Here is a 13,342-nt window from a genome sequence, read left to right on the forward strand (position 1 = left end):
GACAAGGAACACGACATGATCATCGTTGGTGGCGAGGCGCTCGTCGACCTCGTGCCCGACCGCGTTGGCGGCTACCGGCCCCTCCCGGGTGGCAGCCCGGCCAACACCGCCGTCGGCCTCGGCAGGCTCGGCACGCAGACCGCGCTGCTGGCACGCCTGGCGAACGACCGCCTCGGAGCGCTGCTGCGCGCCCACCTCGAAACCTCCAACGTCGACCTCCGCCACATCGCCCGGTCGACCGCGCCCACAACGCTCGCCGTGGTGGACGTCGACCAGGACGGCGTGGCCGACTACTCGTTCTACATCGACGGCTGCGCCGACGGCGGCTGGCAGGTGGCCGACCTGCCGGCCGCTCTTCCACCGGACGCGGCACTGCACGTGGGCGGCTCCTTCGCCCTCGCGATCGAGCCGATGGCCGCCACGTTCGAAACCCTGCTCTCCCGCGAACACCCCCACCGCGTCATCACCCTCGACCCCAACATCCGCCCGATGCTCATCGACGACCACACCACCGTGCGCGCCCGGCTGCGGCGATGGCTCGGCATGACCGACATCGTCAAGGTCAGCGCCGACGACCTGCGGTGGATCGCCCCCGACCGCCCCCTCGCCGACGTCGTGTCCGAGTGGCACGAGCTGGGGCCCGCTCTCGTCATCGTCACCCGCGGAGCAAAGGGCGTGTACGCATCCGGACCCACCGGCCACATCGACCTCCCCGCCCTACCCGTCGACATCACCGACACCGTCGGCGCCGGAGACGCCTTCATGGCCGGCCTCCTGGCCGCCTTCGACCGCAACGACCTGCTCACCCGAACCAACCTGACCACCCTGACCCACACCGAACTCACCGACACCCTCACCTACGCCCAACGCGTCGCAGCCATCACCTGCACCCGCTCCGGCGCCGACTCCCCGTGGTTCGACGAACTGCTCCCCGCCGAAGTCCGCTCCGCGACCTCCTGAACGCAGACCGACCTCGATCCCCGGCCGGGTCATCCGCACTCAAGGCACCCACAAATCGGTCGGCCAGTGCACCGCGAAAGACCTCAGGACAATCAAGTCGCGTCTTGAACCCGGGCTGCAACAAGCCACACCCTCCTGCCCGGACAACTTCCCGGCCAACCGAAGCGAGCTCCCTTCCCATAGATGTGAAGTGAGGCCAGCATGCGCAGATTCACCTTCACGCGATCGCTCCGGCGTCGCACCACCGCCCTGTCGGCAGTGGCGATCCTGATCGCGATCGCCGCGCCCTCGGCGCAGGCGGCGCCCTACCCGGAGTACCCCTACGACGCGACCGACTACAACGAGCCGGTGCGCGGCCAGTTCCACTTCAGCTCACAGGGCGGCTGGATGAACGACGTGAACGCTCCGCTGTACTACAACGGCGTCTACCACCTCTTCTACCAGCACAACCCGCACGGCATGTACTGGGACACGATGCACTGGGGTCACGCGACCAGCACGGACCTCGTGCACTGGACCCAGCAGCCGATCGCCTTGGAGCCGGGCACGCACAACGCCACCCTCTTCTCCGGCGGCGGCTGGGTCGACACCAACAACGTCACCGGCCTCAAGACCGGCACCGACGCCCCGATCCTGCTGTTCACCAACACCAACGGCGTGTCCATCGCCTACAGCACCGACGGCGCCCGGACGTTCCGGATGTACAACGGCGGCACCAAGGTGATCTCCACCCCGTACGAGTCCCGCGACCCCAAAGTGATCTGGGACGCCGCACGCAATCGCTGGAGCATGGTCTTCTGGGGCAACGAAGGCGGCAACGTCGCCAAGTTCTACAGCTCGACGAACCTGCTCAACTGGACCTACCGCGGTGAGTTCCGCGCCGACTGGCTGTTCGAGTGCCCCGACCTCTACCAACTGCCGGTCGACGGCAACACCGCGAACCCGAAGTGGGTCCTCCAAGACGCGAGCGGTGAATACGTCATCGGCACGCTGAACAGCGCCGGCGTCTTCGTGCCGGATGCCGGCTGGTCGCGACCGCAACGCCTCGACGTGGGCCGTACCAGCTTCGACGGGACCGCCTACGCCGGCCTCACCTTCACCAACATGCCCACCAACCGGGTGGTCCAGATGTTCTGGCAGCCCGGCAACAAGGGCGCCACCTGGACCGGCAACGCGTCGTTCCCCGCGCAGCTCGGACTCAGGACGTTCCCGGGCGAGGGCATCCGGGTGACCCGCAACCCCGTCAGCGAGATCTCCTCCATCCGCCAGGCGGCACAGACCTGGAGCAACCTGACGATCTCCAGCGACCTCGCGACCAACCCGTTCAACGGCATCGCCGCCGACACCTACGAGATCGAGGCGACCTACGACCTGACGGGAGCAACAGCGACGGACTTCGGCTTCGAGCTGCACCGACGCGCCGACGGCACACGCGACGCGGCGATCGGCTACGACCGCGTCCGGCAGACCCTCGCCGACGCCTCCATGCCACCGGTCGACAACCGGGTGAAGCTGCGAATCCTCGTCGACCGCGGGCAACTGGAGACCTTCGGCAACGACGGCAGGATCTCCGTCACCGACAACGTCAACTTCGACTCCTCCAGCCCCAGCCTCGGCATCCGGACCTACGCCAACAACGGCACGGTACGCATCGAATCGCTGACGTTCCGGCGGCTGAGCAAGGCATGGACCAGCGCACCCAGCGGACCGGACCAGGGCATCGGCATGATCAAGCAGAACGACACCGACAAGTGCGTCGACCGCGACAACGCCACCGCCGTCGTGCAGATCTGGGACTGCCGGAACAGCGCCAACCAGCGCTGGACGTTCACCGCGGCCGGGAAGATCAAAATCGGCAACGAGTGCCTCGACCAGCCCGGGGAGACCATCGGCAACGGCGCGAAACTCAAGACGCACCCGTGCTGGGGCGGCGACAACCAGCGGTGGATCCGCATCGGCACGAACCAGTACCAGAACTCGTGGTCCAAGCGCTGCCTGGACCTCGAAGCCGGCAACGCGACCAACGGCCGCCAGTTGCAGGTATGGGACTGCGTCGCGGGCCCGAACCAGAGGTGGAGCATGCCGACCAACTGACTGCGACCACAACAACAGCACGACGAAGGGCGGATGGCTTGACCATCAGCCTGGCACGCCAGGCCGGCCGACCGCCAAGTTCCACACCGGCCACTCAACCCCGCACGCCCAGGTCAAGGACGTCAACGGCGCCTATGCGGGCGCGGCGGGATCGGCCTTGACATCGCCGAAGACACCGCGCTGTGGTTGACCTCATGCGTCAGCGACGGACTGGGAGCCACACCTCCCAACGCCTCGAAGCCTGACCTGGGCACAAGGAACGGGCCGGCACCGCAAACGTCTCCGACCAGACGACAGGGGTGCCGGCTCCGTGTGCTGTACCGCCGGTCGATCTCGAATCCAGACGAAAGACCACCTCGGTTTGCCCGGCCAAGATCGCAACACAGCATCGCGACCAGCGGCCTGGTCACACGTCTGGGCCCGCATCGTCTGGATCACCCCGTTCCGGGTCCGGACCACCTCACGCTCCGACTGCGCTCCCAGCGCGTTCATCAGCGTGCGATGTGCGTCGTCGGTGAAGTCGACCCGGCCGCCCGCCTCCGGCAGCCAGAGCTGCACCCCGGACTCTTCGAACACCGGCATCAGATCCTCGAACTGCCGCCCGCAGAACGCCCGCTCGTACCCGAGCAATTCATGGACCAGATCGTCATCGACCGAGCGCAGGGAACACTTCCAGAAGACGATCAAGCTGCAGGCCAACTCGCCCCGAACAGCCTGCCGCCGCAGCTCAGACCCCGGTTTCCGCAGGCTGACGGCCCGCTTGGTGCACTGAAATCCAGGCTGACACAAACCGCAGAGTTGGCGGTCAGCCGAAGATTTCAGTGCCCAGGCCAGGTCCGGTTCTACCTTGCGGGGCCGTTGGCGTACACGATGCGGTTCATGCCTGAGCTGGGTGTGCTGCCAGGGGGTGCGCCGCTGGCGGCCGCGAGGGTTGAGCTGGTCTTCGCAGACGAGAACGGCGAGCACCGGGTGGAGTGCGATTGGTCCACGAAGATGGAGCTGTTCACCAGCGCGCCCACCGCGACCCCCCGCGTCGATTAGCAGCGCGTCGACGCCGAACCCGACGTGACCGACGAACTGGTCGAACTGTGCGGCGCCACCCGCCAGCCTTGACGATCACCAGGCGGGTTCGGCGGGGTGGGCCAGGGTGAGCGGATGATCGAGCGGGTGCGGGGTGGGCTGGGTGCTGGACCTGCTGATGAACCGCAGGACGCGGCACGTCGTCACCGTGGACCTGCACGCCGCCGTCATGCCCCGCACGGCCGCGCTCATGTACCGGGCGCGCATGCCCCTGGAACTCGTGCGGATGTTGCGGGCGGTGCGGCGCGATCCGCGTCGCCCCCAGGTCACGCCGCCTGCACGCCGGCTTCCCGAACGGCTCGCCGCGGTGCTCGACGGCGCCCGACTCGCCCCCTCGGTGTACAACGCCCAGCCGTGGCGTTTCGAGCTGTCCGACGACCGGACCGTCCGGCTGTCGCCCGACCTCAGGCGCCGGCCCGGCGGGCGGCGGCGCCGGGAATTCGCGTGACTTCGGTGGTCGGTCGGCGAGGGCGGGTCAGCTCGGCCGGATGCGGAACCAGTCGAACTCCGCTTCACCGGGCCGGTTCGCGGTCTCCGGGCTGGTGGCGAACAGCCCCACGGTGGCACCGATCCACCTGCCCGGCGTGGCCGCGAACGGCGCACCGACCGGCGTGAACCCGCGACCGTCCACATCGGCCTCGAACTGGCACAACGCTCCGGCGCTCACGGTGACCCGGAGTTGCACCGAGGCGTGGCGCTTGCCCAGCGGCACGGGCGGGGCGGCGTCCACCTCGGCGGCGTCCTTGGCCGCGGTGCGGTACACGAGAGAGAGCCGGTCGCCGTCGTGGCGCAGGCCGATCCAGGCGTAGGTGTCGCCCAACATCACCAGTCCGGCCCTGGCCCCCGGAGTCGAGGTGGACAGCGTCATCGAGGTCGTCGCGCTGAACGATTCCGCGGGCAGCCGCTGTCCCAGCACGTTGGGCAGCAACCGGAGGTTCTCGGTCGCCGCACTGGGCCAACAGGTCAGCGCGAGCCGGTGCGGGAACCGGCGCAACGACCACCAGGGCGCGGTGACGTTCGCCTGCCACACCCACTGCTCCCCCAGCTCCCTGCCGGTGAAGTCGTCGCTGGTGGCCGGCGCGGTCACGCGTGACCGGCCCTCGACTCGCGGCTTGGCGTGCACCAGCAGCGGGGAACCCCGGCCGGTACCGTCGTCGACGCCCATGACCGGCCACCCGTCCTCGCGCCACCGCATCGGTTGCAGGTGCACCACGCGTCCGTAGGCGTACCGGTCCTGGAAGTGCATGAACCAGTCCTCGCCGCCGGCGGTGGTGACCCAGGCGCCCTGGTGCGGCCCGTTGATGGCGGTGTCGTTCTGGGCGAGCACGACGCGGTCCTCGTACGGGCCCCAGATGCTGCGCGAGCGGAACGCCGACTGCCAGCCGTACTTGACTCCCCCGGCGGGCGCGAAGATCCAGTACCAGCCGTCCCGCTTGTACAGCTTCGGCCCCTCCAGCGTGGTGTAGCCGGGGATGGCGTTGCCGTCGACCACGATCGTGCCCTCGTCGAGCACGCCGGTCCCGTCCGGGCTCATCCGGTGCAGCGTCAGGATGTTGTTGATGCCGCTGCGGCTCTTCGCCCAGGCGTGGACCAGGTAGGCCTGCCCGTCCTCGTCCCACAGCGGGCACGGGTCGATCAGGCCCTTGTGTGCCGTCCCCCAGGACGGCCGTGGGCACACCCACGGCCGACGACGGCATTTCAGGCAGCGGCGGTGTCGAGCAGGGGTCAGGGGGTGTCGGGCAGGCGTTGGCCGTTCTCGTAGACCTCGCGCAACCGCAGACCGGTCACGTGCTCCACGATGTCGGGTTGGCCGACCTGCTTGAAGTTCACCCTGGTGAGCCGGACGTCCTGGATCGGGGCGTCGGCGTAACCACGCAGGGAGAGGGCGCGCTGGGCGGTGTCCACGGTCATGTCGCGGATGTCGATGCCGCGCACCAGCGGGTTGAAGCCGTGTCCGGGGCCTTCCTCGTAGTTGAAGTCGATCACGATGGCCGAGGTGACGACGGTTCCGACGGTGATGTCCCTGGCGTTGAAGTTCTCCACGAAACCACCGCGCACCGAGTTGGTCTTGAACCGCAGCGCGATGTCGAGGTCCGGGCTGCTCATGTGCAGGTCGCGGGCGAACACATCGCGCACTCCGCCCGACATCTCGCTGCCGACGGTCACGCCGCCGTGGCCGGCGCGGAACTGGCAGCCCTCGATGAGGATCAGTTCGCTGGGCACGTTCACCCGGCGTCCGTCGGCGTTGCGGCCGGACTTGATCGCGATGCAGTCGTCGCCGGTGTCGAACGCGCAGTCGCGGATGACCACGTAACGGCTGGACTCGGGGTTGCAGCCGTCGTTGTTGGGGCCGTGGCTGTTCACCGTCACGTTCCGGACCAGCACGTTCTCCGACAGCACGGGGTGGATCTCCCACATCGGGGAGTTGACCACGGTGATGTCCTCGACCAGCACGTCCCGGCACCGGTAGGGCTGGATGAAGCTGGGCCGCAGGTAGCCGCCCTCGCCGAACACCCGTTCCGCGACCGGGACCCCGTTCTCGGCCATGGCCCGCAGTCGGTCGCGTGCCGCCATCTGGTTGGGTTGCCCCGGCTGCCAGCCGTAGGTCGTCTTGCCCGACCACGGCCACCAGTGCGCGTTGTCCGACTGCGCGTCCACGGTGCCCGTGCCGGTGATCGCGATGTTGCGCCGCCCGTAGGCGTAGATCATCGGCGAGTAGTTGTGCAGCTCGGTGCCTTCGAACCGGGTCAGCACCACCGGGAGGTAGGCCCTCGGGTCGGGGATGAACGCGATCGTGGCGTCTGCGGTGATGTGCAGGTCGACGTTGCTGCGCAGGTGGATGGCGCCGGTGGAGAACCGCCCGGCCGGCACTACCACGTGCCCACCGCCGCTGCGCGCACACGCGTCGATCGCGGCCCGGAACGCGGCCGTGCAATCGGTGACCCCGTCGCCGACCGCACCGAACTTGGTCACATCCATGAACCGGTTCGGAAAACGCGGTGGCCGCACCCTGGCGGCGATCACTTCCGCCTGCCACCACGGGTTTCCGGGCGGCGACGGGTTTCCGGACGGCGATGGCGGTGCGGCCTGAGCACTACCGCCGTAGCCGAGCAGTCCTGGTCCACCGGCCGCGACACCACCTGCCAACAGGCCGGTGTGCTTGAGGAAGTCCCGCCGCAAGAACTCCTTCGCCATGCTTGACAGCTCCTTCGACGTCAGGCGGCGGTTCCGGGCAGGCAAGCGCTTTCCAGCGAGTCTGTCAGCGCTGTCCGTCGGCGGTCAAGGAGCCGATCAGCGGCCTGGCCGTAGTCCTCGACGCGCCACTGGACAGCTCAAGTCCGGCTCCCTGCGGACCCTTCGGGGCTGGGCTAGACGCAACGTTGCGACTAGCCCAGCGTGACGCGTGACGGGAGGGTGCTGATGCGAGGCCATCTCACGGGCGGCGGCGCACGCGGCGACGTACGCGGCGGCGGGGTGCACCACGGGAACCGGCACGGGCGCAGTGAACAAGCTCGGCAGGCCGTTCTCGACGCGGCCGACAACCTGCTGGTGGAGCGCGGGTTCGCCGGGGTGACGATCGAGGGCATCGCGGCACGGGCAGGCGTGGCCAAGCAGACCATCTACCGGTGGTGGCCGTCCAAAGTGGACGTTCTGATGGACGCGTTCATCGAGGACATGGCCCAGGAGCTGACCCCGGCGGAACACGGTGATCTCGGTGCCGACCTCCGCGTCCACCTGGGCAAGCTGGCGGATTTCCTGACCCAATCGGACTCCGGTGCGGTGTTCCGCGCACTGGCCGGACAGGCACAGCACGACCCTGACCTCGCCGCCCGGCTACGCACCGACTACCTCGGCCGTCAACGCGACCGCGACCGCCTGCCCCTGCTGCGGGCGGTAGAACGGGGCGAACTGAGCCCCGATCTCGACGTCGACGCCGCCGTCGACCAACTCGTGGGTCCGATCTACTACCGGGTGCTGGTCACCGGCGACCCCGTACCCCCTGCCTTCACCGACCAACTCGTGCACCAGTTCCTCACCCTGCACGCGCACTAGGCGACACGCGACGCCACATCGCCCCCTATCCATCCGATGTGGACTAAACGCGCCTCCTCCGGACCGACTGCCCCTGACAGCCGAGGAAGAACGGTGTGCCCCCATGTGCCCCACGTGCCCCACGCCGCCCGAACCCGTGCCGACGACGCCGCCCGAACCGGTGCCGACGGCGACGGCGCCAGTGCCGGCGCCAGTGCCGACCCCGGCGAAGCCAACGAAGCCGGCCAGGTTCGCCGCATTGCGCAACCGAGACTGCCGCCCGTACCTGTTCGGCACGGGACTGGCCATGATGGCTGACAACATCGAGCACGTGATCACCTACTGGGTGCTGTGGGAGAAGTTCCACTCCCCGCACTCAGCGGCTTCCAGGTGATCAGCCACTGGGTCCCGTTCCTGGTGTTCTCGGTGTGGTTCGGCTCGCTGGCCGACCGCTACGACTGCCGCCGGCTCATCCAGGGCGCACAAGCGCTGTTCATGCTCGTGTCGGCGGCCTGGGGCGTGCTGTTCCTGGCCGACTCATTCCAGGTCTGGCAGGCGTGCGTGCTGCTCGCCCTGCACGGCTGCGCCGGTTCGCTGTGGACGCCGGGCGAGCAGATGATGCTGCACGACTTCGCCGGCCGGGACGAGCTGCCGAGCGCAGTCCGGCTCAACGCCACCTTCCGCAGCCTCGGCGTGCTGTTCGGCCCGGTCATCGGCTCCGCCCTGCTGCTCGGACTCGGGCCGGTGGCGGGGATCTTCGTCAACATCGCCTTCTACCTGCCACTGACCCTCTTCCTGTTCCGAACCAGGTTCACCGGCCACGTCCGCGACCAGGGCGTCGCGCGTGCACGAGTGGGGGTCCGCGAGGCGGTGCGGGTACTGCGGGAGGTCCGGTCCGACCGCACGCTGGTCAGCATGATCATGATCGGCGGCATCGGGTCGTTCTTCATCGGCGCGTCGATGCAGTCGGCGATGCCGATCTTCGCCCAGGACCTGGGCGCCGGCAGCGCCGGCAGCGCGGGAACCGCGTACGGCGCCCTGCTGTTCGCGAACGGCGCGGGCGGGGTCGTCGGCGGTCTACTGCTGGAGGTCACCGGGCGGATCAAGCCCAACGTGACGGCGGCTCTGGTCAGCACCGCGATCTACGGGCTGACCAGCTTCCTGTTCGCCCTCACGGCGAGCTATCCGCTGGCGCTGTTCCTGCTCGTGGCCGGCGGGGTGGCGAACCTGGCGTCGATGTCCATCAGCCAGACGGTGGTCCAGCTGCTCGCGCCGCCGGCGCAGCGGGGGCGGGTCATCGGCCTTTACGGCATGTCGTCCGGTGGGCTGCGGGCCGGTAGTGGGTTCACCGTGGGTCTGCTCGGCACTGCTATCGGCATCCACTCGTCGGTGGCGGTGAGTGGTGCGGCGCTGGTGCTCTGCACGTTTGCGGTCGGTGGGTATGCGCTGCGTCGATGATCTTGTGGTTGCTCGGGGCTCCTCTTCGTTTCAACCGACGTTTCAACTTAAAGATTACGGCGTTTTCTTACGTCGTCGGGCGATGTTCACTCGATGGTGTTAGGGCCGAGTGGGTCCCGGCGCGGGGCGTCGGGCAGGCCCCGGGGGCGGGGGTGAGGGGCGGGTGTCGGGGCGTTAGGTGCGGTCATGTCGGGGTGATCATGCCACGGCGCTTGTGTCTCGGCACCTGTGCTGCGGGGCGTGGTTGTGGCATCCGCGTTGTGGCGAGTGCGTTGCGGCGGGGCGTGTTGTGACGGGTGTGTTGTGGCAGGTGCGCGGGTTAGCGGTAGGCGACGGTTGCGGGGTCGTAGAGGCAGTTGGTGTTTGGGCCGCTGGTTAGCTTGGCGGCTTCGCCGTCGGTTACGCCGCGATAGGTCTCGCAGATGACGACTTTTTGGCCGGGGTCGCCGAGGATGGTGATGCCGGACAGCTCCGCGGTGTCGCCGTAGTTGGGGTTGATGCCGATCAGGGTCTTCGCCGGCACGGTTACAGAGACGTTCTGGAGTACTACGTGGCGCTCATACTGGGTGTCGCAGTTGCCGCACGAGCGGTAGAGCTTGCCGATGTTCTCGGCCTGGAAATTTCTGATGATCATTGTGCCGGGGCCGTTGTGCTGGAAGACCTTGTCGGCGGCCGACCGCGCACCGCCGCCGTCGATGGTCATCACCTGCGACGCCGAACTGCCCTTCTGCGTGGCCGCGTCCTCGCCGACGTCCTCCCACCACACGTTGCGCAGCGTGCACTTACCGCGACAGTGCACGCCGTCCGCCGCCGGGGCACCGATGATCACGTTCTGGAGCGTGGCGCCGTCGGCCAGTTCGAACATCGGGGGTTGGCTCTCGCCCTGCCCGCCGTCGCCTAACGCCGCCGTGCCCTGGTAGCGCTTCATCCCGCCGTCCAACGTGCCCGAGACGGCGATGGTCGCCGGGACCGGGGCGGAGCCGGCCGGTGTGGGCCATCCGCCGGGCGCGGGCGCGATCTGCGTCGTGGGTGGTGTTGTCGACGTGGTGCTGAAGGCGGATGTGGTGGAGGGGGCGGAGGAGGGAGCTGATGAGGAGCTGGGGGCCGGTGATCCGGTCGGCGGCACGGTCGTCTGAATGGGACTGTCCGTAGCGGACACACCAATGGACGTCGCGGATTCGTCACTGGACGTGATGACCACGTACGCGGCGGCTGCCGCTCCGACTACGACGGCCGTGACGATCGCTATGCCGCGCATGGCACCCGCGGATGGTCGAGATCCACGACCAGCTGACGGCGGCTGGTCGTCCTCCTCCACGCTCGGCATGCGTTCCGCGTCCTCTCGGCGACTCCGATTGCTGCGCGGAACAAGAACACGTCGATATTTAATAGTCAACTACCGGAGTGAAACGGACAGAACGGTCACCCGGACTGCTCCGCTCGCACCAACTCCTTACCGACCGGTGACGCGCGCACGTGGGCTTTGATCCGCCGGCCTCATCCCTACGTATCCCCTGTTGTCGCAGCCACCACGCCAACCACCCGTCGGACCTCCGACCGGTGTCGCGTCGGGTCGCGGCTGGTGCCCCGACACGGTGAGGAGCAAGAGATGAAACACGCCATGTTCAAGAGCAGGTCCCGGAGATTCCGCGTGCTGGCGGGATTCGTCGCCCTGGTGGTGGCCGGCACGGCGACCGCCGCGATCGCCGCCAACGGCCAACAACCGTCGAACGCGGCGCCACTGTCGTCGTTCGTCCCCATCGAGAGCGTCAACGCGAACGTCGCCAGGCCGCGAGTCGGTCGGGACGGCTCGACCGGCGTGTTCACCGTGGACTGCGGTACCAACGGCAACCGGAAGTTCAGCCCGGACAACCCGGTCGCGCAACCGGGCGTCAAGAACGGCGCCCAGCACGTGCACGACTTCGTCGGCAACCAGTCGATCAGCGCCGACTCGTCCGACCAGAGCCTGGTGGACTCGGAGACGACGTGCCGCAACGGTGACCGGTCGTCGTACTTCTGGCCGGTCGTCCGGATAGTCGAGCAGGCGAAGGCGGTCGGCGCCGACGCCGAGACGCTCAAGGGCGCCGGAACGCCGACGATCAGCTGCCCGACCGTCGCCAACCGGCTTCCCGCCGTCCCCGAGCAGGCGCGCGACGAGGTGGACCGGAACCTGGCCCTGTTGGACCAGCAGATCGCCGAGGCGAACCAGCGCCTGATCGACACCAAGGGACAGGGCGGCCCGAACTTCGTCAACAACGCGATCCTCGGCCCGCTGCGCAGCAAGCGGGTCGCCACGTTGGACCGGATCGCCATCGCCATCAGCCGCAACGCGCCCCGGCCCGGCGGTCTGGAGTCGCTCGCCGACTGCGACCTCAGTTACGACGGCGCGCACGCCGGGCACGGCTCGACGGGTGACGCGGGTAACGCGACCAAGCCGCCCGCGACGTCACAGAACGCGGCACCGCCGGCCGTGACGCCGACCGTCAACTGCCCGACCGTGCGCGGCAAGCTGCGCGGCGTCCCGGCCCAGGCGGTGGACGAGGTGAACCGCAACCTGGACCTGCTGGACAAGCAGATCGCCGAGGCGAACCAGCGCCTGGTCAGCACCCAGGGACAGGGCGGCCCGAACTTCGTCAACAACGCGATCCTCGGTCCGCTGAAGGACAAGCGGTTCGCCACTCTGGACCGGATCGCCATCGCCATCAGCCGCAACGCGCCCCGACCGGCCGGGTTGGAAGCCCTCGCGCCGTGCAAGCTCGACAACGCCAACCCCGGCAACGGCAACGCCAACCCGAACCCCGGCAATCCCGGTAACGGCGGCAACCAGGGCAATCCCGCGGAGCTGCCCGGCGTCCGAGGCCCGAACCTGGAGATCGCCGGCAACGTGGGCGGCATCGTCCGACCGGTCGCGGTGAAGATCGAGTACCGCGGCAACCCGACGAGCAAGGTCGTGGCGATGCCGAAGTTCCTCAAGGCCATCACCGGTGACGCCAAGCCGACCAGCCGCGGCCCGGCCAACGCCCGCGCCACCTGGACGTGCAGCGGGTTCACCGACCGGCTCTCCGACAAGTACGTGATCTGCCCCGCCGGCCAGAAGGTGATGCGGGTGCACGACTTCGCCAGTTGCTGGGACGGCAAGAACACCGACAGCGCCAACCACCGCGACCACCTCGCCGTCGCGGACCGGAACACGGGCGCCTGCCCGGCCGGCCGCAAGGCCGTGCCGCAGCTGCGGATCAGCATCTCCTACGACATCCCCCAGGACGTCCAGAAGGCGGGCAGGTACCAGCTCGACTCGTTCCCGGAGGAGAACCACAACCCGTTCTCCGACCACAACGACTTCGTCAACGTCAACTCCGACCAGACCATGGCCAAGATCGCCGACTGCATCAACACCGGCCGCCGCTGCAAGTGAACCGACACGGCCGGGCACCGGGCGCCAAGCCCCCGGTGCCCGGCCGTTCGCGTGCGCCGGACCTGCCTTGACCGTGCCGGGGGCAGGCTGCGATCAGCCTGGTCGGCTTCGGCCTGGCCTCGGTCCTGTTCCTCCTCGGCTGACCGGTCAACCGCCCACCGCCGGCGACGACGCACCCGCGTCGGTGCCGGCTGCGTTCAGGAGCTCCCGGCCCAGCGCCTCACTCCACCACCGTCATGGAGACCTGCAATGCGACTCGGCGCTGTGGCTACGCGGAGTCGTGACCGGTCCGGGTACGTAAGG

At 68.7% G+C, this 13,342-nt stretch carries 12 protein-coding genes; 9 read left to right on the forward strand and 3 right to left on the reverse strand.

The window, feature by feature from the left end:
- Positions 1-15 precede the first annotated feature (15 nt).
- From ALI22I_RS42915 to ALI22I_RS42935, 4 genes are all read left to right on the forward strand, one after another.
- Positions 16-960, forward strand: a complete 945-nt coding sequence (locus ALI22I_RS42915) for a carbohydrate kinase family protein (RefSeq protein ID WP_077011350.1) — start codon at positions 16-18, stop codon at positions 958-960.
- 201 nt (positions 961-1,161) lie between these two features.
- A complete protein-coding gene (locus ALI22I_RS42920; protein WP_077011351.1) occupies positions 1,162-3,054 on the forward strand; it encodes a ricin-type beta-trefoil lectin domain protein in 1,893 nt (630 codons plus the stop codon).
- Positions 3,055-3,555: 501 nt separating this feature from the next.
- Positions 3,556-4,095, forward strand: coding sequence for a hypothetical protein (locus ALI22I_RS50070; protein WP_143532735.1), 540 nt, complete (start codon positions 3,556-3,558; stop codon positions 4,093-4,095).
- Positions 4,096-4,237: 142 nt separating this feature from the next.
- Positions 4,238-4,582, forward strand: coding sequence for a nitroreductase family protein (locus ALI22I_RS42935; RefSeq protein WP_238598853.1), 345 nt, complete (start codon positions 4,238-4,240; stop codon positions 4,580-4,582).
- 27 nt (positions 4,583-4,609) lie between these two features.
- Here the strand turns inward: ALI22I_RS42935 and ALI22I_RS42940 are convergent, their stop codons facing one another.
- Positions 4,610-5,812: a family 43 glycosylhydrolase gene (locus ALI22I_RS42940; protein WP_202971188.1), complete on the reverse strand. Its 1,203-nt coding sequence runs from the start codon at positions 5,810-5,812 to the stop codon at positions 4,610-4,612.
- A gap of 47 nt (positions 5,813-5,859) precedes the next feature.
- Positions 5,860-7,329, reverse strand: a complete 1,470-nt coding sequence (locus ALI22I_RS42945; protein ID WP_083752436.1) for a glycoside hydrolase family 28 protein — start codon at positions 7,327-7,329, stop codon at positions 5,860-5,862.
- Positions 7,330-7,554: 225 nt separating this feature from the next.
- On the opposite strand from ALI22I_RS42945, the gene ALI22I_RS42950 reads away from it, so the two are divergent.
- The 3 genes from ALI22I_RS42950 to ALI22I_RS42955 all read left to right on the forward strand — a co-directional run bounded on the left by ALI22I_RS42950 (position 7,555) and on the right by ALI22I_RS42955 (position 9,624).
- Positions 7,555-8,187: a TetR/AcrR family transcriptional regulator gene (locus tag ALI22I_RS42950; protein ID WP_077012015.1), complete on the forward strand. Its 633-nt coding sequence runs from the start codon at positions 7,555-7,557 to the stop codon at positions 8,185-8,187.
- 238 nt (positions 8,188-8,425) lie between these two features.
- The gene (locus ALI22I_RS54930) at positions 8,426-8,560 is read left to right on the forward strand and encodes a hypothetical protein (protein WP_274523050.1); all 135 of its coding nucleotides are present in this window, start codon (positions 8,426-8,428) and stop codon (positions 8,558-8,560) included.
- The gene (locus tag ALI22I_RS42955) at positions 8,557-9,624 is read left to right on the forward strand and encodes an MFS transporter (protein WP_238598854.1); all 1,068 of its coding nucleotides are present in this window, start codon (positions 8,557-8,559) and stop codon (positions 9,622-9,624) included. Before ALI22I_RS54930 ends, ALI22I_RS42955 begins: the two co-directional genes overlap by 4 nt.
- A 319-nt stretch (positions 9,625-9,943) precedes the next feature.
- Here the strand turns inward: ALI22I_RS42955 and ALI22I_RS42960 are convergent, their stop codons facing one another.
- A complete protein-coding gene (locus ALI22I_RS42960; RefSeq protein ID WP_238598855.1) occupies positions 9,944-10,564 on the reverse strand; it encodes a pectate lyase in 621 nt (206 codons plus the stop codon).
- 1 nt (position 10,565) lies between these two features.
- On the opposite strand from ALI22I_RS42960, the gene ALI22I_RS54215 reads away from it, so the two are divergent.
- Together ALI22I_RS54215 and ALI22I_RS42965 are read left to right on the forward strand one after the other, a co-directional pair.
- Positions 10,566-10,760 (forward strand): hypothetical protein, encoded by a 195-nt coding sequence (locus tag ALI22I_RS54215; RefSeq protein ID WP_238598856.1) that lies wholly within the window; start codon positions 10,566-10,568, stop codon positions 10,758-10,760.
- A gap of 473 nt (positions 10,761-11,233) precedes the next feature.
- Complete coding sequence (locus ALI22I_RS42965; RefSeq protein WP_077011356.1) at positions 11,234-13,039, forward strand: DUF1996 domain-containing protein; 1,806 nt, start codon at positions 11,234-11,236, stop codon at positions 13,037-13,039.
- The last annotated feature ends 303 nt before the right edge of the window (positions 13,040-13,342 follow it).

The sequence above is a fragment of the Saccharothrix sp. ALI-22-I genome, from assembly GCF_001984175.1.
In the GTDB taxonomy this organism is placed as follows: domain Bacteria; phylum Actinomycetota; class Actinomycetes; order Mycobacteriales; family Pseudonocardiaceae; genus Actinosynnema.